The organism is Burkholderia sp. KCJ3K979 (assembly GCF_016759955.1).
Lineage (GTDB): Bacteria > Pseudomonadota > Gammaproteobacteria > Burkholderiales > Burkholderiaceae > Burkholderia > Burkholderia orbicola.
The window spans coordinates 53,921-79,747 of record NZ_JACFYV010000008.1; the positions used below are offsets into that span (position 1 = coordinate 53,921).

At 67.7% G+C, this 25,827-nt stretch carries 24 protein-coding genes; 9 read left to right on the forward strand and 15 right to left on the reverse strand.

From position 1 onward, the window contains the following. The first annotated feature begins 239 nt into the window (after nt 1–239). From H3O04_RS03640 to H3O04_RS03650, 3 genes are read left to right on the forward strand one after another with little or no spacing between them, the layout of a single operon-like run. Nucleotides 240–1,526 carry a cytochrome c gene (locus tag H3O04_RS03640; RefSeq protein ID WP_074802974.1) on the forward strand — a complete coding sequence of 429 codons (1,287 nt, stop codon included), beginning with the start codon at nt 240–242 and terminating at the stop codon, nt 1,524–1,526. A 15-nt stretch (nt 1,527–1,541) separates the two neighbouring features. After that, entirely contained in the window at nt 1,542–2,075 is a 534-nt protein-coding gene (locus H3O04_RS03645; protein WP_202587156.1) for a sorbitol dehydrogenase family protein, read from the forward strand. 26 nt (nt 2,076–2,101) lie between these two features. Further along, the gene (locus H3O04_RS03650; protein ID WP_202587157.1) at nt 2,102–3,703 is read left to right on the forward strand and encodes a GMC family oxidoreductase; all 1,602 of its coding nucleotides are present in this window, start codon (nt 2,102–2,104) and stop codon (nt 3,701–3,703) included. Nucleotides 3,704–3,768: 65 nt separating this feature from the next. Here the strand turns inward: H3O04_RS03650 and H3O04_RS03655 are convergent, their stop codons facing one another. Next, nucleotides 3,769–4,722 carry an alpha/beta hydrolase gene (locus H3O04_RS03655; RefSeq protein ID WP_077218743.1) on the reverse strand — a complete coding sequence of 318 codons (954 nt, stop codon included), beginning with the start codon at nt 4,720–4,722 and terminating at the stop codon, nt 3,769–3,771. A gap of 61 nt (nt 4,723–4,783) precedes the next feature. Continuing rightward, complete coding sequence (locus H3O04_RS03660) at nt 4,784–5,881, reverse strand: OpgC domain-containing protein (RefSeq protein WP_006478818.1); 1,098 nt, start codon at nt 5,879–5,881, stop codon at nt 4,784–4,786. Nucleotides 5,882–6,262: 381 nt separating this feature from the next. Between H3O04_RS03660 and H3O04_RS03665 the strand changes: the two genes are divergently transcribed. Continuing rightward, nucleotides 6,263–7,417 carry a porin gene (locus H3O04_RS03665; RefSeq protein WP_023476835.1) on the forward strand — a complete coding sequence of 385 codons (1,155 nt, stop codon included), beginning with the start codon at nt 6,263–6,265 and terminating at the stop codon, nt 7,415–7,417. A 43-nt stretch (nt 7,418–7,460) separates the two neighbouring features. Here the strand turns inward: H3O04_RS03665 and H3O04_RS03670 are convergent, their stop codons facing one another. Then, entirely contained in the window at nt 7,461–8,372 is a 912-nt protein-coding gene (locus tag H3O04_RS03670) for a LysR family transcriptional regulator (protein ID WP_006478820.1), read from the reverse strand. 141 nt (nt 8,373–8,513) lie between these two features. On the opposite strand from H3O04_RS03670, the gene H3O04_RS03675 reads away from it, so the two are divergent. Both H3O04_RS03675 and H3O04_RS03680 read left to right on the forward strand, forming a co-directional pair. After that, nucleotides 8,514–9,515, forward strand: a complete 1,002-nt coding sequence (locus H3O04_RS03675; RefSeq protein ID WP_202587158.1) for an aldo/keto reductase — start codon at nt 8,514–8,516, stop codon at nt 9,513–9,515. A 133-nt stretch (nt 9,516–9,648) separates the two neighbouring features. Then, nucleotides 9,649–10,389, forward strand: coding sequence for a sulfite exporter TauE/SafE family protein (locus tag H3O04_RS03680; RefSeq protein WP_185714691.1), 741 nt, complete (start codon nt 9,649–9,651; stop codon nt 10,387–10,389). A gap of 83 nt (nt 10,390–10,472) precedes the next feature. On the opposite strand, the gene H3O04_RS03685 is transcribed toward H3O04_RS03680, so the two are convergent. The 3 genes from H3O04_RS03685 to H3O04_RS03695 all read right to left on the reverse strand — a co-directional run bounded on the left by H3O04_RS03685 (nt 10,473) and on the right by H3O04_RS03695 (nt 14,487). Next, nucleotides 10,473–12,644, reverse strand: a complete 2,172-nt coding sequence (locus H3O04_RS03685; protein WP_202587159.1) for a hypothetical protein — start codon at nt 12,642–12,644, stop codon at nt 10,473–10,475. A gap of 513 nt (nt 12,645–13,157) precedes the next feature. Next, nucleotides 13,158–13,544: an ester cyclase gene (locus H3O04_RS03690; protein ID WP_011547519.1), complete on the reverse strand. Its 387-nt coding sequence runs from the start codon at nt 13,542–13,544 to the stop codon at nt 13,158–13,160. Nucleotides 13,545–13,590: 46 nt separating this feature from the next. Beyond that, the gene (locus tag H3O04_RS03695) at nt 13,591–14,487 is read right to left on the reverse strand and encodes a LysR substrate-binding domain-containing protein (RefSeq protein ID WP_006478826.1); all 897 of its coding nucleotides are present in this window, start codon (nt 14,485–14,487) and stop codon (nt 13,591–13,593) included. Between the two features lie 499 nt (nt 14,488–14,986). On the opposite strand from H3O04_RS03695, the gene H3O04_RS03700 reads away from it, so the two are divergent. The 3 genes from H3O04_RS03700 to H3O04_RS03710 all read left to right on the forward strand — a co-directional run bounded on the left by H3O04_RS03700 (nt 14,987) and on the right by H3O04_RS03710 (nt 17,943). Continuing rightward, entirely contained in the window at nt 14,987–15,856 is an 870-nt protein-coding gene (locus H3O04_RS03700; RefSeq protein ID WP_202587160.1) for a peptidoglycan DD-metalloendopeptidase family protein, read from the forward strand. A gap of 208 nt (nt 15,857–16,064) precedes the next feature. Next, complete coding sequence (gene bla / locus H3O04_RS03705; protein WP_124592069.1) at nt 16,065–16,964, forward strand: class A beta-lactamase; 900 nt, start codon at nt 16,065–16,067, stop codon at nt 16,962–16,964. A gap of 106 nt (nt 16,965–17,070) precedes the next feature. Then, a complete protein-coding gene (locus tag H3O04_RS03710; RefSeq protein WP_006478829.1) occupies nt 17,071–17,943 on the forward strand; it encodes a LysR substrate-binding domain-containing protein in 873 nt (290 codons plus the stop codon). A gap of 21 nt (nt 17,944–17,964) precedes the next feature. Here H3O04_RS03710 and H3O04_RS03715 read toward each other — a convergent pair whose 3' ends face one another. The 9 genes from H3O04_RS03715 to sapR form a co-directional block, all read right to left on the reverse strand. Then, nucleotides 17,965–18,297: a hypothetical protein gene (locus H3O04_RS03715; protein ID WP_006478830.1), complete on the reverse strand. Its 333-nt coding sequence runs from the start codon at nt 18,295–18,297 to the stop codon at nt 17,965–17,967. Nucleotides 18,298–18,627: 330 nt separating this feature from the next. Next, entirely contained in the window at nt 18,628–18,882 is a 255-nt protein-coding gene (locus tag H3O04_RS03720) for a GlsB/YeaQ/YmgE family stress response membrane protein (protein WP_006478831.1), read from the reverse strand. Between the two features lie 126 nt (nt 18,883–19,008). Further along, nucleotides 19,009–19,785, reverse strand: a complete 777-nt coding sequence (locus tag H3O04_RS03725; protein WP_011547523.1) for an ABC transporter ATP-binding protein — start codon at nt 19,783–19,785, stop codon at nt 19,009–19,011. After that, nucleotides 19,782–20,696 (reverse strand): ABC transporter ATP-binding protein, encoded by a 915-nt coding sequence (locus H3O04_RS03730; RefSeq protein ID WP_011547524.1) that lies wholly within the window; start codon nt 20,694–20,696, stop codon nt 19,782–19,784. The genes H3O04_RS03725 and H3O04_RS03730 overlap by 4 nt, the downstream gene beginning before the upstream one ends. A gap of 1 nt (nt 20,697) precedes the next feature. Beyond that, entirely contained in the window at nt 20,698–21,612 is a 915-nt protein-coding gene (gene nikC, locus H3O04_RS03735) for a nickel transporter permease (protein WP_006478834.1), read from the reverse strand. Between the two features lie 66 nt (nt 21,613–21,678). Continuing rightward, nucleotides 21,679–22,749 carry an ABC transporter permease gene (locus tag H3O04_RS03740; protein ID WP_011547525.1) on the reverse strand — a complete coding sequence of 357 codons (1,071 nt, stop codon included), beginning with the start codon at nt 22,747–22,749 and terminating at the stop codon, nt 21,679–21,681. A 10-nt stretch (nt 22,750–22,759) separates the two neighbouring features. Continuing rightward, the gene (locus H3O04_RS03745) at nt 22,760–24,361 is read right to left on the reverse strand and encodes an ABC transporter substrate-binding protein (protein WP_202587161.1); all 1,602 of its coding nucleotides are present in this window, start codon (nt 24,359–24,361) and stop codon (nt 22,760–22,762) included. A 70-nt stretch (nt 24,362–24,431) separates the two neighbouring features. Then, entirely contained in the window at nt 24,432–24,995 is a 564-nt protein-coding gene (gene ddpX, locus H3O04_RS03750; RefSeq protein ID WP_011547527.1) for a D-alanyl-D-alanine dipeptidase, read from the reverse strand. Between the two features lie 16 nt (nt 24,996–25,011). After that, nucleotides 25,012–25,827 (reverse strand): sap1 transcriptional regulator SapR (sapR, locus tag H3O04_RS03755; protein WP_202587162.1); only part of this gene is annotated, 816 nt, incomplete at its 5' end.

Sequence of the window (25,827 nt, forward strand, 5' to 3'; positions counted from 1 at the left end):
CGAAATGCGCGACGTGCCTGTTCCCGCGGCATTGCATCGCACGACGGACCGCGCGTCGCTCGTCGGATATTCGTCGATTATTGCTCGAATGGTGAAACTGTATCGATTTAGTGTATCGATACAGAGAATGATATAGTGCGGCCACGCGACGCAGCCGGTTGCTCTGTACAAATAGAGGGCCGCATCGTAAGCGCGCGCAGAACCGCTTTTCTCACCGGATTCTTCCAGGAACGATGTCCATGCGTTTGCCCGGCCTTTCCGTGCTTGTCGTGTTTTTTCTCATCGCGACGGACCCTGCGTCGGCGGCCGGGCAGGCGGCCGATCGCATCGCCGCGGGCAAGGCGCTGGCCGTCGCGGCGGACTGTGTCGCGTGCCATACGGTGCAGGGCGGCCAGCCGTTCGCGGGCGGCCTCGCGATGCCGCTGCCGATGGGCGACATCTACTCGACCAACATCACGCCGGACCGGCAAACGGGGATCGGCAACTATTCGGAGCAGGACTTCGCGAACGTGCTGCGCAAGGGGCTGCGGCGCGACGGCGGCAACCTGTACCCGGCGATGCCGTACCCGTCGTACACGAAGTTCAGCGACGACGACATTGCGAACCTGTACGCGTATTTCATGCAGGGCGTCGCGCCGGTGCGTCAGCCGAACCGCGCGCCGGATTTCCCGTGGCCGCTGACCATGCGCTGGCCGCTGAAGATCTGGAACGCGCTGTATCTGCGCGAAGGCGCGTACGTGCCGAAACCCGGGCGGGACGCCGAATGGAATCGCGGCGCCTATCTGGTGCAGGGCGCCGCGCATTGCGGTACCTGCCATACGCCGCGCGGCATCGGAATGCAGGAGCTGGCCTACGACGAAACCGGCGTCGGCTATCTCGCCGGCGCGCCGCTCGCCGGCTGGCAGGCGTTCAACATCACGCACGATCGCGACGCGGGCATCGGCACATGGACGACCGCGCAGATCGTCCAGTACCTGCGCACCGGCAACGTACCGGGCAAGGCGCAGGCCGCGGGCCCGATGGCGGAGGCGGTCGAGCACAGTTTCAGCCGGATGAGCGAACGCGACCTGAACGCGATCGCCGTGTATCTGTCGACCGTGCCCGCCGCGAAGGGCGCCGATACCGCGCCGCGTTCGACCCAGGGGCGTCCGACCGACGACTACGTCGCGATACGCGCCGCGGCTGCGGCGGGTGGCCGGACGCCGGCCGGCGCGTCGCTCTACCTCGATCATTGCGCGAGCTGCCACGGGATGACGGGCGCCGGCACGACGGACGGTTTCTTCCCGTCGCTGTTCGCCAACAGCGCGGTCGGCACCGCCACCGCGTCGAACCTGCTGCAGGTCGTCATGCACGGCGCGAGCGTGAACAACGGCACCACGCACTACTTCATGCCGGCGTTCCAGACCGAACTCGACGATGACGAAGTGGTGACGCTGGTGAACTACCTGAGCGAACGATTCGGCAACGGCCGGGCTCGCGTGAGCGCGGCGGAGGTCGCGAAGATCCGCACGGCGCCCGCCCACTGACAGGAGATGCACGCGATGAACAATTTCGATGTGACCGGCGAACCGGATGCGCGGCGTCGCCGTCTCGTGAAGCTGTCGGCCGGTGCGGCGCTTGCCGTCGCGTTGCCGGCCGGCATGCTGATCGCGCGCGCCGCGACCGCACCGCAGGCCGTGCCGTTGCGGGACTTTGCCGGGGTGGCCGCGTACTTGACGCGTCGCTCGGCGCTTCCGTCGCGCTATGTGGAGTCGGTCTACGACGGTCTCGTCGAGCAGGATCGCGAATTCCCCGCGCGGTTGCGCGCGCTTGCCGTCGCGATCGACTCGGGCACGCAGCCGCTCGATACGTTCGTGCGCACGCTCGGTGTTGCCGCCCCGCAATTGCGCGCGGCGGCACTGGCCATCATCGAGGCCTTCTACACCGGGAGCGTCGGTCACGGCGGGCAGGCGCGCATGGTCGGCTACGAAACCGCGCTGATGTTCGAGCCGACCCGCGACGTTACGGTCATTCCGACCTACATCCGCGCGCGCCCCGAGTACTGGACCGCGCGCCCGGCCGCCGAAGCCGGTTGAGCAGCCTTCGAACAAGGATCGAAATCATGAGCAGTTCCTATGACGCGGACGTCATCGTCATCGGCGCGGGCATCCTGGGTGGCGCCGTCGCGCAGTCGCTGACGCAGCAGCGCAAGTCCGTCATCGTGATCGAGGCGGGGCCGGAGGTGAAGCGGGCCGAGCTCGTCCGCGCGTTCCGCAACTACGGCAACAAGTCGGATTACAACGGCCCGTACCCGGATCTGCCGTGGGCGCCGAAGTCGTCCACCGGCCGCTATTCCGATCGCTACATCGACAGCGTCGGCCCGGTGCTGCAGAAGCCGTCGTTCCTGCGGCTCGTCGGCGGCACGACCTGGCACTGGGGCGGCGCGACGTGGCGCATGCTGCCGAACGATTTCCGGCTGCACAGCTTGTATGGGCAGGGGCGCGACTGGCCGATCGGTTATGACGAGCTCGAGCCGTGGTACCAGCTCGCGGAGGAGCAGATCGGCGTGTCGGGCTCGGACACCGACGACCAGAGCGGGCAAGGCGGGGCGCCGTTCCCGCCGCGCTCGAAGCCGTACCCGATGCGGCAGCAGCCGTGGTCGTACCTGACGCAGCGGGTCGCGGAAAAGGTCGCGACGATCGGCCATCGTTTCGTCGACGAACCCAACGCGCGCGCGACGCGACCCTACGAGGGCCGGCCGACCTGCGCCGGCAACAACAACTGCGCGCCGATCTGCCCGATCGGCGCGCAATTCTCCGGCGATCGCCCGGTACTGCGCGCCGTCGCGCAGGGTGCGCGGCTGCTGACGAATGCGGTCGTCTACAAGATCGAGCGCGGCGAGGGCCGCAAGATCGCCGCGATCCACTACATGACGCCGGATGGCAAAAGCACGCGCCTGACCGCGCGGACCTTCGTGCTCGCGGCGCACGGTGTCGAGATTCCGAAGCTGCTGCTGATGTCGGACGTTGCGAACACGTCGGGCCAGGTCGGCCGCAACATGATGGGGCACACCGGCCGCGCGATCGCGATGCTCGCGCGCGAACCGGTGTGGGCCGGGCGCGGCCCGACCCAGCAGGGCAGCATCAACACGCGGCGCGACGGCGCGTTTCGTCGCGAACACGGCGCGATCCGGCATTTCCTCGACAACACGGTGCCGAACGAGATCGTTACGCGGCGGCTGATCGCGCAAGGTGTCGTCGGCGACGCGCTCGATGCGCGGATCCGCCACGATGCGGCGCGCTACCTGAAGATCGCGAGCTACGTCGAGATCCTGCCCGACCCGCGTAACCGTGTGACGCTCAGCGATCGCAAGGATGCACTCGGGCTGCCGACGCCGCGTACCGACTATGACGTGTACGACTATTCGTTGCGAGCGGCGTCGCAAGTGCTCGACGATTACCGCGACTTCCATCAGGTGTTCGGTGCGACCGAGATCGTGAACGACGTCCATGCGTGGGTGCCGAGTTCTCACATCATGGGCACGACGATCATGGGCAACGATCCGGCCGATTCGGTCGTCGATCGCGATTGCCGAACGCACGATCACCCGAACCTGTTCATCGCGAGCACGGCCGTGCACCCGAGTTCGTCGGTGGTCAATCCGACGCTGACCGGGTATGCGCTGGCGCTCAGGATGGCGAAGACGATTGGAGCGGAAGTCTGACGCAAGCGGGGCGGCCCGGCAGCGCATACGTGCCGGCCGCCTTGCCGGGCGCGCTCAGGCGCGTTTCACTTCACGCACTCCAACGCATACTTCAACCCCTGCCCGAGCAACCCGCGCCACACGTCCCACGTATGCCCGCCGTCGACGATGCGCAGCTCGGCCGGGTTCTGCGCGCGGCGCAGGTGCGTGTACAGCACGCTCGATTCCGCCTGGATCGTCAGGTCGTCGTCGCCGGCCGCGATGAACATCGGCACGCGCCAGCTGCGCGCGAAATAGCCGCGCAGCAGCGCCGGGTAATTGAGTTCGTGCCACACGCGTGAATCGAACTGCCGGTCGCCGAACACGCCGACGTAGCGCGCGGCGGAATTGAGCGGCGGCTCGTTCGCATAGATCGCTGGGCTCAGCAGCATCGCGCCGCAGAACAGCCCCGGTTCGAGCAGCGAGAAGCGCAGCGCGCCGAAGCCGCCCATCGACACGCCGCCGATCGCGCGGCCCGCGCGCTGGTTCGACACCGCGAAGTGCGCTTCGACTTCCGGCAGCAGGTCGTTGAGAAACGCGCTCTGCATCTTCTCCTTGCGATCGACGTACCAGTCGGTGCCGCCTTGCGGCATCACGATCACGACGGGCGGGATGTCGTGGCGCTCGATCAGCGTGTCGGCGGTGGCCTGCAGCCGGCCCTGCGTGACCCAGTCGTTCGCGTTGCCCGCGTTGCCGTGCAGCAGGTACATCACCGGGTAGCGCGCGCCTTCGGGGTTGTAGCCGGGCGGCAGATAGACCGTGTACGACCAGTCGCGCTTCAGCGACGCCGAGCGGAACGTGCGCAGCACGACGCTGCTGCCCGGATTGACGGACGGCTCCTGCGCGGCGGACGGCGTCGTCGCCGTCTGGACGGCCGGCGGCGCGGGCGAGGCCGCCGGCGCGGCAGCCGGCCCCTGTGCCGGTGGCGTGGCATGGGCGGTGGCGATGGCGCCGGCGATCAGGGCGAGGGCGAAAGCGAGCGGAAGGGCGAGTCGGCGCATGGCGAATCGTGTCAGGAGAGGCGCCGGCTATCGTAGCAGCGGCGCGTGACGGCGCGGCGCGTCATGGCCGCGAACGGAACGGCAGCCGCGCGACGAGCGGCCCGTAGAGTTTGGCGACGAGATACAGCAGCCCGATCGCGACGGCGTCGGCGGTCAGGCCGAGCGGCACGTCGAGATAGCCTTCGGTCGCCTGGTAGAGCAGCGAATCGACCGCGAGCGAGATGCCGGTGCCCGCGACGAAGCACAGCAGCCCCTGCCGGCCGATCGTGCCGATCCACGGCATCGCGTGCGCGACCTTCTTCATCCAGCCGAGGTGCACGAGCTTGGCGGCGAGCCACGCGATCGCGAGGAAGTTCACGAGCCGCAGCGCACCGAGGTTCTGTTTGATCGACGGATCGGTCGGGAACGGTTCGATGCGCAGCCGGTAGTACGCGCCGGCCGCGACGATCGCGAGCGACGCGGCCGTCAGCAGCCAGCCCTGTGGCCGGGGCGCGAGCGTCTGGTAGACGGGCTGGCAGCGCGCGATCACGCCGAGCACGAACAGGAACTGCCACGCGAACGGATTGAAATCCCACGGCGCGCCTTCGACGGTCGGCAAGAAGCGCGCGACGTGCGGCGCCGCGTACCACAGCGATCCGCTGAACGCGAGCATCAGCCACGGCTGCGTGCGGGCGAGCGGCAGCGCGAGCGGGACGAGCAGCGCGAAGAACGCATACATCGGCAGTACCGACGCGAGGTACGGCTGGCGGCGGAACAGCAGGATGTCGCGCAGCGCGGCGAGCGGCTTGTGCAGCAGCCCGTCGAGGTCGTTGGTCGGCATGTTCGGGCCGTCGATCGCGAACGCGTTCAGCGCGGCGGTGATCAGCAGCATCAGGCCGGCCGTCACGAGGAACGCCCGGTAGATCTCGAACGCACGCCGGATGAAGCGCTGGCGCGCGGCGGCCTCGTCGTGCCGCTCGGCGAGCGAGTTGTACGCGATGGCGGTCGCGAAGCCGCCGAGGAACACGAACACCTCGGCCGCGTCGCACAGCGCGTACGCGTGCAGCGTGACGCGCGACAGGATGCTGCCGCCGATGTGGTCGACGACGATGACGAGCAGCACGAGGCCGCGGAAGAAATCGAGTTCGGCGTAGCGGCCGGCCCGGGCCGGCGCGGTCATCGGAACGCCTTCCGGCGCGGGCCGCGGGCACGGCCGGCACGCGCCGCGCGGGTGTCGGGGTGAAGCATGACTTCGTGAAGAAATGGCGAACGGATGCGCATTGTGCCACCGATGCGACGCTCATCGGGTTTACGCGGATGGCGGGCCGGCCTGCCGCTGCCGACAAGCCCGGTCAGGCGGTCGGCACAACCGGGCAGTTGGACGAGCGCAACGCTTTGCACGCGACGCCCCGTACCCGATGGACGGACGATTTGCGACGTGACACCATTTTGTCCTCACGCGGCCGCACACCGCGTCGTCCGCCCTGCGGGCCACACATACAACAGCTCAAACATTCGCCGGGCGTTCGGCCTGCCCGGCCCTCGGCTCCGGAGATCCGTCATGAAGCACCCCGTCATTTTTGCCGCCGCGCTCGCTGCCTTCGCCGCGCCGGCCTTTGCCGAGACCAGCGTGACGCTGTACGGCGTGATCGACGAAGGCTTCAATTACACGAACAACGTCAACGTCAATGGGGTCGGAAAGACCAATTACCAGCTCGCGAGCGGCTATGCGCAGGGCAGCCGCTGGGGCCTGAAGGGCAGCGAGGATCTCGGCGGCGGGCTGAAGGCGGTCTTCACGCTGGAAAACGGTTTCGACGTGAATAACGGCCGGCTCGGCCAGGGCGGCCGCATGTTCGGCCGTCAGGCGTTCGTCGGGCTGTCCGAGTCGCGCTTCGGCACGCTGACCTTCGGCCGCCAGTACGATGCCGTCGTCGACTATCTCGCGCCGCTGACCGCGAACGGCAACTGGGGCGGCACGCTGTTCTCGCACCCGTTCGACAACGACAACACGGACAACTCGTTCCGCGTCAACAACACGGTCAAGTACGCGAGCGCCGACTGGAACGGCCTGACGTTCGGCGGCACGTACAGCTTCAGCAACAGCACGGGCTTCTCGAACAACCGCCAGTACAGCATCGGCGCGCAGTATTCGCTGGCCGGGCTGCAGGTCGCGGCCGCGTACCTGCAGGCGAACAACCCGGGCATCGGCAGCGCGGGCGCGATCGCGGCCGACGACGCGAACTTCGTCGCCGACCGGCTGCGCATCTTCGGCGGCGGCGTCAATTACACGTTCGGCCCGGCGACGGTCGGCGTCGTCTACACGAAGACCGACGTGAAGAACCCGGTATCGACGGTCTACCTGCCGGCGTCGACGTTCGCCGGTCTCGGGCTGACCGCGACGAAGTTCCAGAACTTCGAAATCAACGGCAAGTACCAGCTCACGCCCGATTTCTATCTCGGTGCGCAATACGTATACACGGACGGCAAGTACGATGCCGCGGCCGGTTCGTTCAAGCCGAAGTACCACACGGTCGGCCTGATGGCCGACTACAGCCTGTCGAAGCGCACCGACGTGTACCTGCAGGGCGCGTGGCAGAAGGTGGGCGGCGACAAGACGGGCACGGCGGCCGATGGCGGCTATGTCGTCGGGACGGACGGCCCGTCGGCGTCGTCGAACCAGTTCTCGGTGCGCGCCGCGATCCGCCACAAGTTCTGACCGGGCGCCGGGGCCGGGGCCGAACGCCCCGGCACGGCCGCCATCAGTCAGTCCGGTGCATGCCGCCGAGCGTTTCCGCGAGCCAGTCGACGAAGATCCGCACGCGCGGCGCGAGATGCCGGCCGGTCGGGAACACCACCGACACGGGCAGCGGCGCCGCGTTCCATTCAGGCAGCACCTCGACCAGCGAACCGTCGGCGAGCAGCGGCGCGAGCCCGTCGCGCGGCGCCTGGATCAGCCCGAGGCCCGCGAGGCAGCACGCGAGATACGCCTGCGAGCTGTTGACCGACACGACGCTGTGCATCTTCACCGCGTGCAGCTCGCCCGAATCCATGTCCGCATATTCCCAGTCCAGCTCGCGGCCCGTTCGGCTCGAAAAATAACCGACCGCGACGTGGTCCGGCAGCTCGTCCGGCGAGCGCGGCGTGCCGTGGCGCGCGAGATAGGCGGGCGACGCGCAGTTGATCTGGGCCATCTCGCCGACGCGCCGCGCGACGAGCGACGTGTCGGACAGCACGCCGACCCGCACCGCGCAGTCGATGCCGTCGGCCACGAGGTCGACGAAGCGGTCGGTCGTGCTGATCACGACGCGCAGGTCGGGGTAGCGCGCGTGGAAATCCGGCAGCGCCGGAATCACCTGGTTCAGCGCGAAACGCTCGGGCAGGTCGACGCGGATCACGCCGCGCGGCGACGCGCCGGCATCCTCGAACAGCGTTTCCACATCGTCGAGATCGGCCAGCAACCGCACGCAGCGCTCGTAGTAGGTCGCGCCCTCGGCGGTCAGCGCGACGCGCCGCGTCGTGCGTTGCAGCAGGCGGATCTTCAGGTGCTTTTCCAGATACTGGACGGCGTTGCTGACCGTCGGGCGCGGCAACTGGAGTTGCTCGGCCGCTTTCGTGAAGCTGCCCAGATGGGCGACGCGCGCGAAGGTGCGCATTGCTTGCAGATGGTCCATGCGGGGGGGGGGAGCGTGGCGATTGGAACAGGCTCCATTGTTAATCATCGTCGAATGAATTGGTTGGGGGTTTCGCGTTTATCGCGCGCCGCGATGCGTTCAGAATCCGGTTGATTCAGTCAACACCGCAAGGACACGGACATGGACAAGCATCGACTGGGCCGCACGGGCCCGCAGGTTTCGGCGATCGGGCTCGGCTGCATGGGGATGTCGGACTTTTACGGGCCGGCGGATCGCGACGAAAGCATCACGACGCTGCACGCGGCGCTCGACCACGGCATCACGCTGCTCGATACGGGCGACTTCTACGGGATGGGCGACAACGAGATGCTGATCCGCGACGCGCTGCGCGGCCGCACGCGCGACCAGGTGCTGATCAGCGTGAAGTTCGGCGCGCTGCGCGATCCGGCCGGCGGGTTCGCCGGCTACGACGCGCGGCCCGCGGCGATCCGGAACTTCGTCGCGTATTCGCTGAAGCGGCTCGGCACCGACTACCTCGACATCTACCGGCCGGCACGCGTCGATCCGGCCGTGCCGATCGAGGAAACGGTCGGCGCGATCGCCGATCTCGTGAAGGCCGGGTACGTGCGTCATATCGGGCTGTCGGAAGTCGGTGCGGACACGATCCGCCGCGCGGCCGCCGTCGCGCCGATCGTCGATCTGCAGATCGAATACTCGCTGCTGTCGCGCGGGATCGAGGCGGACATCCTGCCCGCGTGCCGCGAACTCGGGATTGGTGTGACGGCGTACGGCGTGCTGTCGCGCGGGTTGCTCGGCGGCGGCTGGAGCGCGGCGCGGCAGGGCGAGCGCGATTTCCGCGCGGCCAGTCCGCGTTTCCAGGGCGAGAACCTCGCGCATAACCTCGCGCTGGTCGATGCGCTGCGCGCGATCGCGGACGAGAAGGGCAGCAATCCGGCGCAGGTCGCGATCGCATGGGTGCTGTCGCGCGGCGCCGACATCGTGCCGCTGGTCGGCGCGCGCAAGCGCACGCAACTGCAGGACGGTTTGCTGGCGACCAAATTGCAACTAACGGTCGATGACCTCGCACGCATCGAAGCGGCGGTTCCCGCCGGGGCGGCGGCCGGCGAGCGTTATCCGGCCGCGCAGATGGCGCACCTCGACAGCGAGCAGGGTCGGGGGTGATCCACGGGGCCGGATCGCCGGGGCCTGACAGCCTTGACCGACCGGCCCGAGCCAGCCTCAGGCAAAGCCAGATGGCGGGCGGCATGGCGGGCAGGCACCATCGGCGCCGTACTCAACGGACGGAACGCCCGCCATGCACATTCATACGCTGACGATCGTCGTACTGGTTTTCCTGTTGGCCGGTGCGGTGAAGGGGATGATCGGGCTCGGGCTGCCGACGATCGCGATGGGGCTACTGACGCTCGCGATGCCGCCGTCGGCCGCGGCGAGCCTGCTGCTCGTGCCGTCGCTCGTCACCAACGTGTGGCAGTTGTGGCTCGGTCCGTCGTTCGGCGCATTGCTGCGCCGGCTATGGCCGCTGCTCGCCGGCCTGACGGTCGGCACGTTGACGGGCGGATTGCCGGCGCTCGCGGCCGGTAGCACGTGGACGCACGCGGCGCTCGGCGTCGTGCTGGTGCTTTACGGGCTGTGGGGGCTGGCGGCGGCGCGGCTGCCCGCGCCGGGGCGCCATGAAAAATGGTTGTCGGCCGGGGTCGGCTACCTGACGGGCGTCGTGACGGCCGCGACCGGCGTGTTCGTCGTACCGGCGGTGCCGTACCTGCAGGCGCTGCGTCTGTCGAAGGACGATCTGATCCAGGCGCTCGGGCTGTCGTTTACCGCGTCGACGATCGTGCTCGGCCTGCAATTGCGCGTAACGGGCGCATTGCAGACCATCGATCTCGGCGTATCGGCGCTCGCGCTCGTGCCCGCGCTGGCGGGGATGGCCGGCGGCCAATATGCGCGGCGCGTGATGAGCGAGAAGCTGTTCAAGCGTTGCTTCTTCATCGGGCTGATCGCGCTCGGCGCGTATATGGCGGGGTCGGGGTGGCGGTGAACGTGCGCCTGGCCGCTGAATGATCCCGAAGCCGGTTTCGGCAACCGGCTTCGGGAACGGTCACGGCATCGCGTTCGCGCCGCTCACGCCGGATCGGTGTACTTCAGCGTCCACCCGACCGTGCGGGTCGCGCCCGCGCCGAGCGCGAACGGCTTCGTCGTGCACGCGAAGTTCGAATGCAACTGCCCGATCGGCGTCGTCGACAGCGGATTCGTCGTGCCGTTCGCCGTGTCGAAGGCGGACAGCGCGCAGTTGTCGAACCCGGACGCCGCATAGCCGGTCGCGGCGCTGTTCGCGTACGTCACCGATACGCCGTCGCCGTTGGCCTGCGTCGACGCGAAATCCGCGAACGACGTGAAGTCCGTCTCGACCGCGAGGTTGCCGGCGAGCGTGCCCGAACTCAGCGTATCGCTGCGCGACACCGTGCCGTGCGCGAAGGTCAGCACCGTGTGCACCTGCAGGTCGAGATCCGTCGTGTACGCGGCGTTCTTCGACGCGAGGCGGAACTTCGTCGTATCGAACGACACGATCACCTGGCCGTTGCTCTGCTGCACGTTCAGGTTCCTGTAGTACGTGACGGGAATGTAGGTCTTCGCGTTGTACGTCACCTGCGGCACCAGCAGCGCATAGCCGAGGTCGGTCGTGCCGTAGATCAGCTTGTCGGAGAACGGCACCGGGTAATACGGCGTGTACGAGTCGTAGTCGGGCGCCTGGCTGAGGTTCAGGTTGATCACGCGCCGGCCGTCGCGCACGGTGAGCAGCGCGGCGCTGTACGGATGCGCGGCGTCGCCCGGCTGGTTGTACCAGGCGAGCGTGTAGCGCGGCAGCGCGTCGAGCCACGCGCGGTAGTCCGCATCGGCCATCGGCGCCTGGCCGCCGAAGCCGAGCTTGTTCCACCATGCGTTCACGTACAGGTACTGGTGCAGCAGGCTGAAGTTCTCGCCCATCACGCGCGGCTTGCCGCGATAGGTGTCGGTGCCGCGGCCCTTGACCCACATGTTCACCGACGGCGTCGGCAGCGACGGGTCGTACCAGTACGTGTCGAAGCGCCGCGCGGCCTGGTAGATGAATGCATACGCAACCTGTTTCTCGCGATCGGTCAGCACGCCGGCATTGGCCGCGGCCGTCAGCACCTCCATGAACGCGGAATCGCCGTACGGGCCGATCGAGCGGCCGTAGTTGAAGCCCTGGCCGTCGACGTTCAGCTGCGGCAGGATCAGGTCGACCGACTTGCGCAGATAGCCCTTCAGCTCCGGCGTGAGGTTTGCTTCGTTGCCCATCTCGAACGTGCGCTCGACCACTTCGCCGATCAGCAGCGTGCTGTAGCGGTCGAAGCGCGCCTGGTCGTAATAGGTCGTGTGCGTGTTCGATGCTTCGTCGGAGAACCCGCCCGACGAGTCGTTGCGGATGTGGTTCGTCAGCGTGTACAGCAGCGCGTCGCGCGCGCTCATCGTCGCGACCGCCGGATCGGTCTTCGATGCGAACGACGGGCTGCTCCAGCCGAGCTTCTGGCGCAGCCCGGCAATGCCGTAGGACACCGCGTAGTAGTTCTGCGCGGTGTTGAGCGACGCGATGTCGATCGGCGTGCCGGCCGCCGGGCACGTACTGGTCTTGCCGCTCGCATCCGGGCCGAACATGTCGCAGAAGGTGAGCCGCTGCTGCAGCGTCGCGAGCATCGCGTCGCTGAAGACTTCGTTGAGCATCCCGTGCGCCTTCAGGTTGTTCAGCGCGACGAGGTAGTAGTACTCGCCCCACGACGTGTTCGCATACGTGTAGTTGCTGCCCGACTGCGCCATCATCGCGGTCGTGATCGTCTGGTACGTCGCGAGGTAGCTCGCGTATTGCGGGTCGTTCTTCGACTTCATGTCGATCAGGATGTACGACAGGCCGAGCGCGAGCTTGCCGGGCAGGAATTTGTCGCCGGTGTTCGTGTCGAGCACGTGGACGGGCGTGCCGTCGCCGAGATCCATCACGACCTGCGTGAAATCGGGCGATTTCCGGATCAGGTCGAACAGCGCGCGCATCTGGCCCATCATCGTGGCCGGGATGTTCGTGCCGGCCGGCACGCTGGTGTCGGGCGCGCCATAGACGAGCGCCTGCAGCGAGTTCGACGCGAGCGTGGGCGTGGCGGGCGTGGTCGACGAGGGGGGCGACGACGGCGTGTCGGTCACGTCGTTGCCGCCGCACGCGCTGACGAACACGACGGAAAGGGCGCTGAGCGCGGCGCCGAGCGCGAATCTGCTGCGCGGATGCATGGTGTCTCCAGTTTTGAATAGTGATGAAGCACGGGCACGTGTGGCCGATGCCGTGCTCGATGCCCGTACCCGGCTGCCGCCCTTGCAACCCTGATCCCTGAAGGCGGACGGCCTGAATCGCAAATCGAGCAGGCAAGCGTTCCCCCTGCGCGGGCCGTGACTGGCGTCGCGCTCGAGCATTGGAAAACGTTTTCCAAATTTAGGCATCCATCCGCGTGATGTCAATGAAGTTTCACATCGGATACGCCGGTAGAAACCCGAATGTCGGGAGCGGAGGGTGCGAGAGGGTGCGGAGGGGAAATCGGCCTTATGCGAAAATCGCGGGGATTTTCGTTGACGATCGAATGATCATCGGGTGAGGGAAATCGTGCTTTGAAGCGGCGGCCGGAGCGTGACATGGAAACGGATTCTCGATACGTAATGAGAGAAAACGTTATCCATAAGAATCGAAGTGCATTCAGGTATTCCTGACCACCGGCCGCCGCGCGCGACGCCGCGCCGTTTCGACGACGTTCAAAGCTGCTTCTCGATCGCCGCCTTGTCGATCACCGACCACACCTGGCGGATCTTGCCTTCGTGAAACTCGTAGAACACGTTCTCGGCGAACGTGACCTTGCGGCCGTCGACGGCGAGCCCCATGAACGTCCCCTTCGGCGAACACGCGAAGCGAAGGCGACACGCGACACGCGGCGGCTCGCACACGAGCAGCCGGATGTCGAAGCGCAGATCGGGAATGTCGCGGAAGTCCTGTTCCAGCATCGCGCGGTAACCGGCGAGGCCGAGCGGCCGGTCGTTGTGGATCACGTCGTCGGACACGTACTCGCCGAGCGCCGTCCAGTCCTGCCGGTTCAGGCAGTCGATATACGCGCGATAGCGGGTGGCGAGATCGGTATCGGTCATGGTCATGCCTCCGTATGTCGATGGGGCGACGCGAATGCGGCGCGCGTCAGCGCGGCGGTGCGCCGCCGGACAGGAACGCGACGAACTCGCGCGTGTACTTCGGCAGCGCGTCGAACGACCGCGCGCAGAGCGTCAGTTTCCGATGGCTCCACGGATCGGACAGCTCGACGAGCCGCACGTCCATCGTGAGCATCGCGCGCTCGGCCGCATGCCGCGACACGATGCCGATGCCCACGCCGCTCGCGATCACGCGGCAGATCGCGTCGAAGCTCTTCAACTGCACGCGATAACGAATCCGCTTGCCGATCGCACGCGCCTGATCGGCGAGATGCACCTGCAGCGCGCTGCCGTCGGTGAGGCCGATGAAGTCTTCGTCGGCGATGTCGTCGAACGCGACCTTGTCGTGCGACGCGAGCGGATGCGCGGCCGGCACGACGACGATCAGCCAGTCTTCGCGGAACGGCTGCTGTTCGAGCCCGCCGAGCCCGACCGAATCGGCGACGATGCCGACCTCGGCCGTCTTGTTGCGGATCGCATGCACGATCTCCTGGCTCGAGCGTTCCTCGACGCTGATCGACAGCTTCGGATGGCTCGGCAGGTAATCGGCCAGGGCGTCGGGCAGGTATTCGCTGAGCGACGCGGTGTTGCACAGCAGCCGGATATGGCCGCGCAGCCCCTGGCCGTATTGCTGCAGTTCGCCACGCATGTGATCGATCTGCTGCAGCACGGTGCGCGCGTGGTGTTCGAGCGCGCGGCCAGCATCGGTGACTTGCGCGCCCGCCTTGGTCCGGTGCAGCAGCGGCACGCCGAGTTCGTCCTCCATCCCGCGAATGCGTTCGCTCGCGGCCTGCAGCGTGATGTGCGTGCGTTCGGCGCCGTTCGTGATCGTGCCGGCTTCGCAGATGTTCAGGAAGAGGCGCAGGTCGGTCAGGTCGAAGCGCATGATGGGCGGAGCGATGGGTGGGGATGGTCGATAAGTTAGCAGGAACCGCCGCGCCGGTCTCAGGGGCAGCTTGAGGCCTGGTTCGTCGCTTCCGCATTTTCGGGGTGCGATCGGCGGCCGATGATGGACGCACATCAACCGGGGAGCCTGTCATGCGGATCGATTCGTCATGGGGCGTGTCGTTCAAGATCGCGTTGCATCTGCTGTTCCTGTGCATTGGCATCGCGTGGGCCGCAGCCGAAATCGTCGCATGGTTGCGGTGAATGTCGCGGATCGCGCCTATTGAAACCAGCGGGCCATAGTTTTTGACGACGAAAATTCTTCCGTTTTCCAGCGAAAAGACCATCAAGTTTTTCCGGATCGGACCGTATTACCGGTAGCGAATGCCGGCCGGCATCCGGTCCGTGATCGTTTGTCATCATTGTTTGCATCCGGTTACACGTCGGCCGTTCCGTTTTTGAGATGCTTGAAAGATTGTCAAACCGGAGTCGGATCGTCCATGAAAACGCGCGAGATTCACCCTAAGGCGGCGTGGCTGTCGGGCCTGGCCGCCGTGCTCGTCATGGCCGGTTGTGCAAGTACGCAGTCCGTTCCGCCGAGCGACACGCTGGCGGGAAAACCCGCTGATACGAGCCCGCCTGCCGCGCAGTTGGCTGCGCCGATGCCGGCCGCACCGATTCTCGTCGCGCAAAAGTACGTCGTGAAACGCGGTGACACGCTGACGGGCATCGCCTCCGCGAACGATTGCAGCGTGGCCGACTTGCGCACCTGGAACAAGCTGGCCGCGAACGGCAGGCTGCGCATGGGGCAGGTACTGCGCATCGTCAAGCAGCAGCCGCTGCCGCCCGCGGGCGCGGCCGGCGCGCAGATTGTCGCGAGTAATGGCGCGGCGAGTAGTCAGGGCAACTCGCAGACCACCGCGCAGGCCACTTCGCAGGCCGGCGCATCGACCGCGAGCGATCGCCAGGTCGTCAAGGAAACGAAGCGCCATGCGGGCGGCGTCGCGCTCAAGTGGCCGGCAACCGGCAAGATCGTCGACGGGTTCAAGCCCGGACAGAACCGCGGCATCCAGATCGCCGGTCGGCCGGGCGATCCGGTCCGCGCCGCGGCCGACGGCCGCGTGATGTACGCGGGCACCGGCCTGAACGATTACGGCAGCCTGATCATCGTCCAGCACAACGCGGACTTCCTGACCGCCTATGCGCACAACCGCAAGCTGCTCGTGAAGACGGGCGACATCGTGCATCAGGGCGACGCGATCGCCGAGATGGGCGACCTCGACAACTCGCGCGTCGCGCTGCTGTTCGAGGTGCGACGCGACGGCAAGCCGGTGAATCCGATGCCGTACCTGCCTTCGTCGCAAGGGTGAAGCGCGGCCGTTTCGCTGGAACGCGACGGCGGTCGCTGCTACGCTAAGGTTTGTTCATGCGAATCCCGCTATCGCGGGGCCGACGGGCGTCTTCGGGGAAGCGCGGCAAATGCCGTCGCGGGCCGGCCGTCGGCGTGAACGGTCGCGCATCGCCGATGCGCGGCCGCGTTGCTTCGCGCCACCGTTTCCGACAGAACAGATCTCATTCATGGAACACTCTTCGACCCGCCGCTCGCTGTTGCTTGCCGCCGTGGCCGCGCCGTTCGTCGCCGCGTGCACGTCCGCGCCGGTCGCCGACCAGGGGCGCGCCCATACCGCCCAGGCCGAACTCGCCGCACTCGAAAAAGCCTCGAACGGGCGGCTCGGCGTCGCCGCGCTCGATACGTCGAACGGCGTGCGCATCGCGCACCATGCGCGCGAACGCTTCCCGCTGTGCGGCACGTATGCGGTCATGGCCGCCGCCGCGATGCTCGCGCGCGGCTCGCTCGACGCGTCGCTGCTGCCGCGCCGTATCCTGTACCGCCGCTATGAAATCGTGTCCGGCTCGCCGATTACGGAAAGCCACGTCGACACCGGCATGACGATCGCGCAGCTGTGCGCGGCGATGCTGCAGTCGGGCGACAAGGGCGCGGGCAACCTGCTAATGGGCGTGCTCGGCGGCCCGCAGGCCGTCACGGCGTTCGCGCGGGAAAGCGGCGACACCAGCTTCCGCCTCGATCACTGGGAACCCGAGCTGAACAAGGCCGCGCCCGGCGACGAGCGCGACACGTCGACGCCGGTCGCGATGGTCGACACGCTGCAGCGGCTGCTGCTCGGCGACACGCTGCGCGAACCGCAGCGCGCGCAACTGACGGAATGGATGGCGGGCGGCGCACGCGCGGCGACCGGCATCGCGGCGGGCGTGCCGCCCGGCTGGCGCGTCGCCGACAAGGCGGGCACCGGCGGCTACGGCACGACGACCGACATCGCGGTGCTGTGGCCGCCGTCGCGCGCGCCGATCGTGATGGCCGTGTCGTTCACGCAGCCGGACGCCGCTGCCGCGGCGCGCGCGGACGTCGTCGCGTCGGCGGCGCGCATCGCGGCGGGCGCGCTCACCGCGACCGCCTGAACCCCCGGCGTCTCGCGCAAAGCCGGCGTTTGGCTTATCGTGTCGGTCAGCGCGCGCCGACGCCGGCGCGCGGTCCTTCCGCGCCGTTTTCCGTTTCCCGTTCGCCATGCGCCGACTTCCGCCCCTGCACGCGCTGCAGATCTTCTCGACGGTGGCTCGCCACCGCAGCTTCACGCGCGCGGCCGAGCAGCTGTGCCTCACGCAGGGCGCGGTGAGCCGGCAGATCCAGACGCTCGAGGCGCATTACGGGTTTCCGCTGTTCAAGCGGCATGCGAAGGGCCTCACGCTGACGGCGGAAGGCGAGCAACTGTTGCCGGTGGTCGACGAGAGCTTCGCGCGGATCGAGGACATCTCGATGAAGCTCACGCGGCAGCGCACCGATCTCGCGCTGAAGGTGCCGACCTGCGTGATGCGCTGGATGCTGCCGCGCATCATGCGCTTCCAGGGCGAACACCCCGATCTCCACGTGCAGATCACGACCGCGTGGCAGCACGTCGTCGATTTCTCGAGCGAACCGTTCGATGCGGCGATCGTCTACGGGACGTCGCCGGGCCCCGGCGTCGTCGCGCTGCCGCTGTTCGACGAACGGCTGACACCCGTGTGCGCGCCCGAGTTGCGGCAGGCGTCGCCGCTCGGCGCGGTCGGCGATCTCGCGCGCCACACGCTGCTGCATCCGACGCGCGACCACCGCGACTGGCGTGCATGGCTCGACCATGCGGGCGAGCGCGGCGTCGATCCCGCGCGCGGCCCGACGTTCGACACGCTCGATCTCGCGACGAACGCGGCGATGCAGGGCTTCGGCGTCGCGATCGGCGACGTGACGCTCGTCGACGACGACGTCAGCGCGCGCCGGCTCGAACGGCCGTTCGACATCGTGCTCGAAACCGGCGCACGCTACTTCTTCGTCTACCCCGAGAACCTCGGCAGCCAGCAGAAGATCCGCGCGTTCAGCGACTGGATCGCGCGCCATCGCGACTGACGCGCGGCGCCGCGGCGGACTTTACTGGTAGGTCACGACGGCGATCATCGGTGCATGGTCGTTGCCCGGGCGGTCAGGTAAAACGATTGCGCGCGAGGCCTGCGTAAAGAGCGCCGTCTTCAGCGAACGCTGTGTCGCCGCGTCGACGAACGCGATCTGGCCGGCGGCCGGGCGCGGGCAGTCGGGGCGCACGTGTGCCTGGGTCGCATTGGCCGTGTCGAGCGCAAACGAGCAGGGTGGCTCGACGATCATGCCGGAGAAGTAAATGATGCCGGACGCGCCGGCGGCAAACGACGAGGACGAGGCCAGAAGCGAGGCAGCCAGGGCGAACGAGGCGAACACACGATGCTTCATGACAGGCTCCAGAGAGGAAGCGCGTCGCAGCGGGGCCGCTCGGGTGGCAGTCCGTCAACGCTACGATGCTATCTGCGTAAACGGCAAAACCATCGGACCTCTTGAATCAAAAAACGAAAATATCGGTAATAAGCAAATGACCGCGTGGTGCTTCAACCAATGTAGGCCGGATCTGCGCATCCGCAAGTCGGGGAAACGCCGGGTGGCATAAGATCGCATGACGAACGATCGCCGTAATCGTTGTGCCGGCAACGGTTTGCATCGTCCGGAAAACAAAACGGCCGCTCGTGAGTGAGCGGCCGTTTTGCCGTGAAGCGGGGCGTGCGGGGTTCAGCCCGCGCGCTTGCGGATCGCACCCACGACGACGAGCAGCACGATCGCACCGATGATCGACGCGATCCAGCCGGCGCCCTGGCCCGGCGCATACCAGCCGGCGGCGCGGCCGACATAGCCGGCCACCAGCGAGCCGACGACGCCGAGCACGACGGTCATCAGGATGCCCATCTTGTCGTCGCCCGGCTTGAGTGCGCGGGCGAGGAGGCCGACGATGAGCCCGACCACCAGGGTTTCGATGAATTGCAGCATGAATGCCTCCCTATAGCTGTGCTGTTGACGAAAGGAAGTTGACCCGTGCGATGCACGAGGGTTCCATGCGGCGGCAAGCCGGCGCGTGGCGTGCGCAGTATCGCATGCGTTCGCGTCCGGCGGATGTCACTTGGCAGGCGCGTCGGCAACCGGGTCGAGGCGGCGATAGCCTTCGGTCGCGTTCAGCAGCGTACGCGTGTAGTCGCGTGCGACCTGCCCGGCCCGCACGTCCTCGATCCGCAACTGCTCGACGATCTCGCCGTGCTGCATCACCGCGACGCGCTGGCACAGGAAGCCGATCACCGCGAGGTTGTGGCTGACGAGGATCATCGTCAGGTTGCGTTCGCGATGCAGGCGGCGCAGCAGGTTCAGGATCTCGGCCTGCACCGATACGTCGAGCGCGGACGTCGGCTCGTCGAGCAGCAGCACGCGCGGCTCGACGATCAGCGCGCGCGCGATCGCCACGCGCTGCCGCTGGCCGCCCGACAACTGGTGCGGGTAGCGGAAGCGGAACGCGGGGCCGAGGCCGACCTCGGCGAGCGCGCGGGCGATCCGCGCATCGGCGTCGCCGATCGCATGGATCGACAGCGGCTCGCGCAGCGTCTGGTCGACCGTGAAGCGCGGATGCAGCGACGCGTACGGGTCCTGGAACACCATCTGCACGTGACGGCGGAACGCGCGATCGGGCGTGCCGCCGACCGGACGGCCATCGATCGACAGGCTGCCGGACGCGAGCGGCACGAGGCCCGTCAGCGCACGCAGCAGCGTCGACTTGCCGGAGCCCGATTCGCCGACCAGCCCGAACACTTCGCCGTCGCGCACCGCGAAGCTCGCGTCGCGCACGGCGTCGACGTGACCCGTGCGGGTCGGGAAACGGATCGATACGTGATCGACGTCGATCATCGTGCGGCCTCCTGCGGGTCGTGTGAGCTCGGCGTGGGCACGGCGGCGTCGAGCCACGCCGGATCGCGCCGCAGCACCGGCAGTTCGTCGGGCGGGTTCGCGAGCGGCGGGTTCGCCGCGAGCAGCCCGCGCGTATAGGGATGCGTCGCATCGCGCAAGTCGCGCGCGGCGCAGGTCTCGACCACGCGGCCCGCATACATCACCGCGACGCGATCGCAGAACGACATCACGAGCGGCAGGTCGTGGCTGATGAACATCAGGCCCGTGTCGTGCCGCGCGATCATCGCGTCGAGCACCGCGAGCACCTGCATCGACACCGCGACGTCGAGCGCGGAGGTCGGCTCGTCGGCGATCAGGAGGCGCGGGCCGGTCGACACCATCATCGCGATCATCACGCGCTGGCCCATGCCGCCCGACAGCTCGTGCGGATACGCATCGGCGACGCGCGCCGGGTCGCGGATCTGCACGGCCGCGAGCGCCTCGACGATCCGCTCGCGCAGCGCGCGGCCGCGCAAACCCGGCTCGTGCCGCCGGAACGCTTCGCCCATCTGCTTCGCGACGGTCATCACCGGGTTCAGCGAATACTTCGGGTCCTGCAGGATCATCCCCATCTGGCTGCCGCACAGGCGCCGGCGTTCGCTCGCGGACATCGCGAGCAGATCCTGGCCCGCGAAGCGCATCGTACGCGCCGACCAGCGCGCGGCGTCGGGCAGCAGGCCGAGCAATGCGCGACCCGTCAGCGACTTGCCGGAGCCCGATTCGCCGACGATGCCGAGCCGTTCGCCGGGCGCGAGCGTCAGCGACAGGTCGCGCACCGCGTCGGTGACGACGCCGTCGTGCCCGCGAAAGCCGATCTTCAGGCCGTCGATCTCGCAGAGCGGCGCGGGCGCGGGGGTGGAATGCATCGGCATGTCAGGCTCCATGGCGGGGATCGAAGACGTCGCGCAGCCCGTCGCCGAGCAGGTTGAACGCGAGACTCACGAGCAGGATCGCGATGCCGGGCAGCGTCGCGACCCACCACGCGTCGAGCAGCACGTTGCGGCCCGACGCGACCATGAAGCCCCACTCGGGGCTCGGCGGCTGCGCGCCGAGGCCGAGAAAGCCCAGGCCCGCGACGGTCAGGATGATGCCGGCCATGTCGAGCGTCGCGCGCACGATCACCGACGACATGCACAGCGGCATGATGTAGCGCAGCAGGATGCGCGGGCCCGACGCGCCTTGCAGCCGCGCGGCATGGATGTAGTCGGCCTGTGCGATGCGGATCGTTTCGGCGCGCGCGAGCCGTGCGTATGCCGGCCACGCGGTGATCGAGATCGCGACGACCGCGTTGATCACGCCGGGCCCGAGCGCGGCCGCGAACGCGAGCGCGAGCACGATCTTCGGGAACGCGAGCGCGATGTCGGTGATGCGCATCAGCACGCTGTCGACGAAGCCGCCGCAATAGCCGGCGGTGGTGCCGATCAGCAGGCCGATCGGCACCACGATCACGACGACGAGCAGCGCGATGCCGAGCGTCAGGCGCGAACCGGCGATCATTCGCGAGAGGATGTCGCGGCCGAGCTGGTCGGTGCCGAGCCAGTGCGACGCGGAGCCGGGCGGCAGCAGGCGGTCGGACAGCACCTGGCGCAGCGGATCGTGCGGCATGATCAGCGGGCCGACGATCGCGACGACGACCAGCGCCAGCAGGATCGCGAGCCCGAACAGGTTGAGCGGATTGGCCGCGAAACGGCGCCAGCGGCGGTAGGCGAGGCCGCACGCGGCCTGCGCGCGCGACGCGGGCGCATCGGAAAGCAGCCACGCGCGCAGCGTGAGCGGTGCGGCATTCATGGTCGGGTAGCCTTCGGCATGGACGGTGAAGGAAGCAGGAGGGAAACGGTCATGTCGACGCCGTCCTCAGCGTGCACGCGGATCGAACACGCGGTACAGCGCGTCGGTCAGCAGGTTGACGGTGATGAACATCGCGCCGATCACGAGCGTCGCGCCGAGCACCGCGCTCATGTCGGCGTTCAGCAGCGCGCCGGTCAGGTATGAGCCGAGCCCGGGCCACGCGAACACGATCTCGGTCAGCACCGAGCCTTCGAGCAGGTTGCTGTACGTGAGCGCGATCACGGTGAGCAGCGGCACCGCGATGTTGCCGAACGCATGCCGCCAGATCACGCGCCGCTCCGACAGGCCCTTCGCGCGCGCGGTGACGATGTATTCCTGGCTCAACTGGTCGAGCATGAACGAGCGGGTCATCCGGCTCAGGTACGCGACCGAGTAGTAGCCGAGGATCGCGGCCGGCAGCGCGATATGCGACACCGCGTTGCGGAACACGTCCCACTCGCCCGCGAGCGCCGCGTCGATCAGCAGGCTGCCGGTGCGCGGATCGACCATCCCGTCGTACACGGGATCGAGCCGACCGGGGCCGCCGACCCAGTGCAGCCGTGCGTAGAACAGCAGCAGCCCCATCAGCCCGAGCCAGAACACCGGCACCGAATTGCCGATCAGGCCGACGAAGCGCGCGATGTGATCGATCGGCCGGTTGTGCTTGACCGCGGCCGCGACGCCGAGCGGCACGCCGATCGCGATCCCGATCAGCGTCGCGATCGTCGCGAGTTCGAGCGTGGCCGGAAACACGCGCTTGATGTCGTCGAGCACCGGGTTCGCGGTCAGCAGCGACATGCCGAGATTGCCGTGCAGTACGTCGCGCGCATAGATCAGGAATTGCGTGACGAGCGGCTTGTCGAGGCCGAGTGCGATACGCTCGGCCGCATACGCTTCGGCCGACGCGCGATCGCCGAGGATCGCGAGCACGGGATCGATCGGCACCTTGCGGCCGATCACGAACGTCAGCGCGAGCAGCCCCGCGAACGTGACGGCGAGCGTGACCGCCCAGCGCAGCACGCGCAGCACCCAGCGTACGGCCGGGCGCCGCGCGGGCAGCGTGCGCAGTGCTTCGAGGGAGGAGGCGGGAGTCGACATGCGGTGAACCTTATTGCTTCTTCAGGTGACGATACGACACGAGATCGTTGATCGGACCGACTTCGAGCCCGCTCACGCCGGGACGTGTCGCGACCTGCGCGACCTTCTCGAACATGATCACGAACGGCGAGCGCGCGAGCATCTCCTTCTGCATCGCCTGGTACCGCTGCGCGCGTTGCGCGGCGGTCGGCTCGGCGAGCGCGGCGTCGGTTTCCTTCGTCAGTTGCGGAATGTCCCAGCTGTTGCGCCAGGCCAGCATTTTATAGCTCGACTTGTCGCCGTTGTCGGGGTTCCATGCGAAACCCTGCGCGTTGCTGTGCGGGTCGATGTAGTCGGCCGACCATTCGCCGATGTAGATGTCGTGCTGGCGTGCGCGGTATTTCGCGAGCGTCTGTTTGTTGTCGCCGGGGATCAGCTGCACCTTGACGCCGGCCTGCGCGAAGTTCGCCTGCACGGCCTGCGCGATCTCCGTGTACGGATAGTCGTTGCGCACGTCCATCGTCACCGAGAAGCCGTTCGGCACGCCGGCCTTCGCGAGCAGCGCCTTCGCCTTCGCGACGTCGAGCTTGTACGGGTTCGAATTCAGCGTGCCGAGGAAACCTTCGGGCAGGAAGGTCTGGTGCACCTTGTAGGTCGTCTTCACGACGTTGGCCTGGATGCCCGCATAGTCGACCAGCCACTTCAGCGCTTCCTGCACGTCGGGCTTCGCGAGCGTCGGGTTCTTCGTGTTCAGGCCGAGATACAGCAGCGTCGCCTGCGGCGAGGCCGTGACTTTCGCCTTGCCCGCTTTCACGACCGACGCGAGATCGTCGGGGCTCAGGTCGCGCGCCGCGTCGACGTCGCCGTTTTCCAGCAGCAGTCGCTGGCTTGCCGCTTCGGGCACGTGGCGCAGCACGATGCGCTTCATCGCGAGCGGCAGCCGGTAGCCGTCGAAGCGTTGCAGCACGACGCTGTCGCCGGCCGCCCACTTGACGAGCTTGTACGCGCCGGAGCCGGCCTCGTTGGTCTTCAGCCACGCGTTGCCGAAGTCGTTGCCCTGCTGGTGCGACAGCAGCAGCTTCTTGTCGAGCACCGACGCGGGCCACGAGCCGAGCACGTTGAGCACGAAGGTCGGCGCGTACTTGTGGTCGGTCGTGATCGATACCGTCTGGTCGTCCAGCTTCTTCACGTTCGCCGCGACGTTGGCCTTCGTGAGCCCGATGCCGGTCAGCACCGCGGCCGGCCCCTTGTCGAGCAGCACCGCGCGCTGGATCGACCACGCGACGTCGTCGGCCGTCAGCGGGTTGCCCGAGTGGAACTTGAGGCCCGGGCGCAGCTTGAACGTATAGGTCAGGCCGTCGGGGCTCACGGTCCACGACTGCGCGACGTCGCCGTTGAATTTCGACGGATCGCGCAAGTCGACGCGCACGAGCCGGTCGTACGTGTTCGCGACGTATTCCTCCGGCACCAGCTCGTAGATCTCGCCCGGATCGAGCGTCGTGAATTCGTCGAGCAGCGTGGCCATCACGAACATGTCCTTCGGCGTTTCCGCATGGGCGGCGGAAAGCGGCACGGCGGCGCACAGGGACGCGGCGGCCAGCGCCGCGACGAGCCGGGAAGTCGGGAATTTCATGGGCGCATCTCCATCTGTCGTTTGAGTCGTTGAACGTGAACCTGCATGAAAAGGGAGGCGTGCGGCGTCGTTACATCAGGCGCCACGGGCCGCTCGCCGCGTTGTCGATCTGCGGCAGCGCGTGCGAGCCAGGCAGCTCGTAGTGCCACCACTCGCTGTCGATATGCGCGAAGCCGGCTGCGTGCATCACTCCGAGCAGCAGCAGCCGGTTGCGTTGCACGTGCTCGGGCAACTCCGCGTGAAAGTGGCCCGACGCGGCCACCATCTCGTCGAAGCCGGTGCCCATGTCGAGCGGCTCGCCGTTCGCGCCGACGAGCGTCAGGTCGAGCGCGGTGCCGCGGCTGTGGTTCGACCCGCGGCCGAGATCGGCGACGAAGTTCGGGTCGGGCAGGAAATCCCACAGCACCTGCTGCGCCTGCGGCGGCCGGTACGCGTCGTAGATGCGCAGCGTGAAGCCGGCTTGCGCGGCGACGTCCACCGCCCGGCGCAGCGCGGTTTCGGCCGGCTCGAGCAGCAGACAGTGCGCGTGGCGGTAGATCGGCTTGCCGGTCAGGTTGCGCTCGGTCGCGTAGACGAGATCGATCTCCACGCGATGCGTGGCGGGCGTGATTTCGACGAGGCGGTGAGGGTTCATCGGCGGTCCGGTTTGCTCAGGATTCGAATTGGTCGAACGTGCGCTGCAGTTCGCGGTTGCGCGCGACGCGCCGGTCGATCGCGGGACCGAGGCGGTCGACCACGGCGGTGATCAGCAGGTTGAACAGGCAGGTGAGCGGCGCGAGCGAATCCCAGAACTGGCCGACATCGGTCTTCACCTGCAGCAGGTCGGCCGGCCACTCGCGCGCCCACGGGCAATACAGATCGGTGACCAGTGCGAACGGCTGGCCGCGTTCGGCGGCCGCCTGGCAATAGCGGCGCGCGCTGCGCGAATAGGCACGCGTGTCGGTGACGATGCAGTACGGCCGTTCGAACTCCGAATTCAGCGAATCGACGTATGAGCCCGACTGGCCGTCGGAATAGAACACGCGCGGGCGCAGGTATTCGAGGTAGCTGCTGAATGCGTTGCTGATGCCGCGGGTCGACTGGATGCCGAGGATGAAGACGGCATCGGCATGCGCGATCCGGTCCGCGACCTGCGCGAACACCGGTTCTTCGGCGAGCCGGTACACGTGGCGGATCGCGTCGAGTTCGCGCTCGAGCGACGACGCGAGCGTGCCGCCATCGCGATGGCCGTCGCGCTCGCCGACGGTCGTTGGCGTGGCGGTGGCGCGGCGGTACTCGTCGAGGCGGTCGGTGATCATCCACGGGCGGTCGCCGCCGCCGCGCAGTTCGCGTTTCAGGTCGTCGAGATTCCGGTAACCGACGCTGCGCAGGAAACGCCCGACCGAAATGCCGCTGGTGCCGGTCTGCTGCGCGATCTGGTCGGCGGTTTCGAGGCCGAGCCGATCGAGGTTCGCGAGCATGTAGCT

Bases quoted from the DNA above. Each gene is read 5' to 3' on its own strand.
- H3O04_RS03640 (WP_074802974.1), top strand. From the start codon at position 240: ATGCGTTTGCCCGGCCTTTCCGTGCTTGTCGTGTTTTTTCTCATCGCG.
- H3O04_RS03645 (WP_202587156.1), top strand. From the start codon at position 1,542: ATGAACAATTTCGATGTGACCGGCGAACCGGATGCGCGGCGTCGCCGT.
- H3O04_RS03650 (WP_202587157.1), top strand. From the start codon at position 2,102: ATGAGCAGTTCCTATGACGCGGACGTCATCGTCATCGGCGCGGGCATC.
- H3O04_RS03655 (WP_077218743.1), bottom strand. From the start codon at position 4,722: ATGCGCCGACTCGCCCTTCCGCTCGCTTTCGCCCTCGCCCTGATCGCC.
- H3O04_RS03660 (WP_006478818.1), bottom strand. From the start codon at position 5,881: ATGACCGCGCCGGCCCGGGCCGGCCGCTACGCCGAACTCGATTTCTTC.
- H3O04_RS03665 (WP_023476835.1), top strand. From the start codon at position 6,263: ATGAAGCACCCCGTCATTTTTGCCGCCGCGCTCGCTGCCTTCGCCGCG.
- H3O04_RS03670 (WP_006478820.1), bottom strand. From the start codon at position 8,372: ATGGACCATCTGCAAGCAATGCGCACCTTCGCGCGCGTCGCCCATCTG.
- H3O04_RS03675 (WP_202587158.1), top strand. From the start codon at position 8,514: ATGGACAAGCATCGACTGGGCCGCACGGGCCCGCAGGTTTCGGCGATC.
- H3O04_RS03680 (WP_185714691.1), top strand. From the start codon at position 9,649: ATGCACATTCATACGCTGACGATCGTCGTACTGGTTTTCCTGTTGGCC.
- H3O04_RS03685 (WP_202587159.1), bottom strand. From the start codon at position 12,644: ATGCATCCGCGCAGCAGATTCGCGCTCGGCGCCGCGCTCAGCGCCCTT.
- H3O04_RS03690 (WP_011547519.1), bottom strand. From the start codon at position 13,544: ATGACCGATACCGATCTCGCCACCCGCTATCGCGCGTATATCGACTGC.
- H3O04_RS03695 (WP_006478826.1), bottom strand. From the start codon at position 14,487: ATGCGCTTCGACCTGACCGACCTGCGCCTCTTCCTGAACATCTGCGAA.
- H3O04_RS03700 (WP_202587160.1), top strand. From the start codon at position 14,987: ATGAAAACGCGCGAGATTCACCCTAAGGCGGCGTGGCTGTCGGGCCTG.
- bla (WP_124592069.1), top strand. From the start codon at position 16,065: ATGGAACACTCTTCGACCCGCCGCTCGCTGTTGCTTGCCGCCGTGGCC.
- H3O04_RS03710 (WP_006478829.1), top strand. From the start codon at position 17,071: ATGCGCCGACTTCCGCCCCTGCACGCGCTGCAGATCTTCTCGACGGTG.
- H3O04_RS03715 (WP_006478830.1), bottom strand. From the start codon at position 18,297: ATGAAGCATCGTGTGTTCGCCTCGTTCGCCCTGGCTGCCTCGCTTCTG.
- H3O04_RS03720 (WP_006478831.1), bottom strand. From the start codon at position 18,882: ATGCTGCAATTCATCGAAACCCTGGTGGTCGGGCTCATCGTCGGCCTC.
- H3O04_RS03725 (WP_011547523.1), bottom strand. From the start codon at position 19,785: ATGATCGACGTCGATCACGTATCGATCCGTTTCCCGACCCGCACGGGT.
- H3O04_RS03730 (WP_011547524.1), bottom strand. From the start codon at position 20,696: ATGCCGATGCATTCCACCCCCGCGCCCGCGCCGCTCTGCGAGATCGAC.
- nikC (WP_006478834.1), bottom strand. From the start codon at position 21,612: ATGAATGCCGCACCGCTCACGCTGCGCGCGTGGCTGCTTTCCGATGCG.
- H3O04_RS03740 (WP_011547525.1), bottom strand. From the start codon at position 22,749: ATGTCGACTCCCGCCTCCTCCCTCGAAGCACTGCGCACGCTGCCCGCG.
- H3O04_RS03745 (WP_202587161.1), bottom strand. From the start codon at position 24,361: ATGAAATTCCCGACTTCCCGGCTCGTCGCGGCGCTGGCCGCCGCGTCC.
- ddpX (WP_011547527.1), bottom strand. From the start codon at position 24,995: ATGAACCCTCACCGCCTCGTCGAAATCACGCCCGCCACGCATCGCGTG.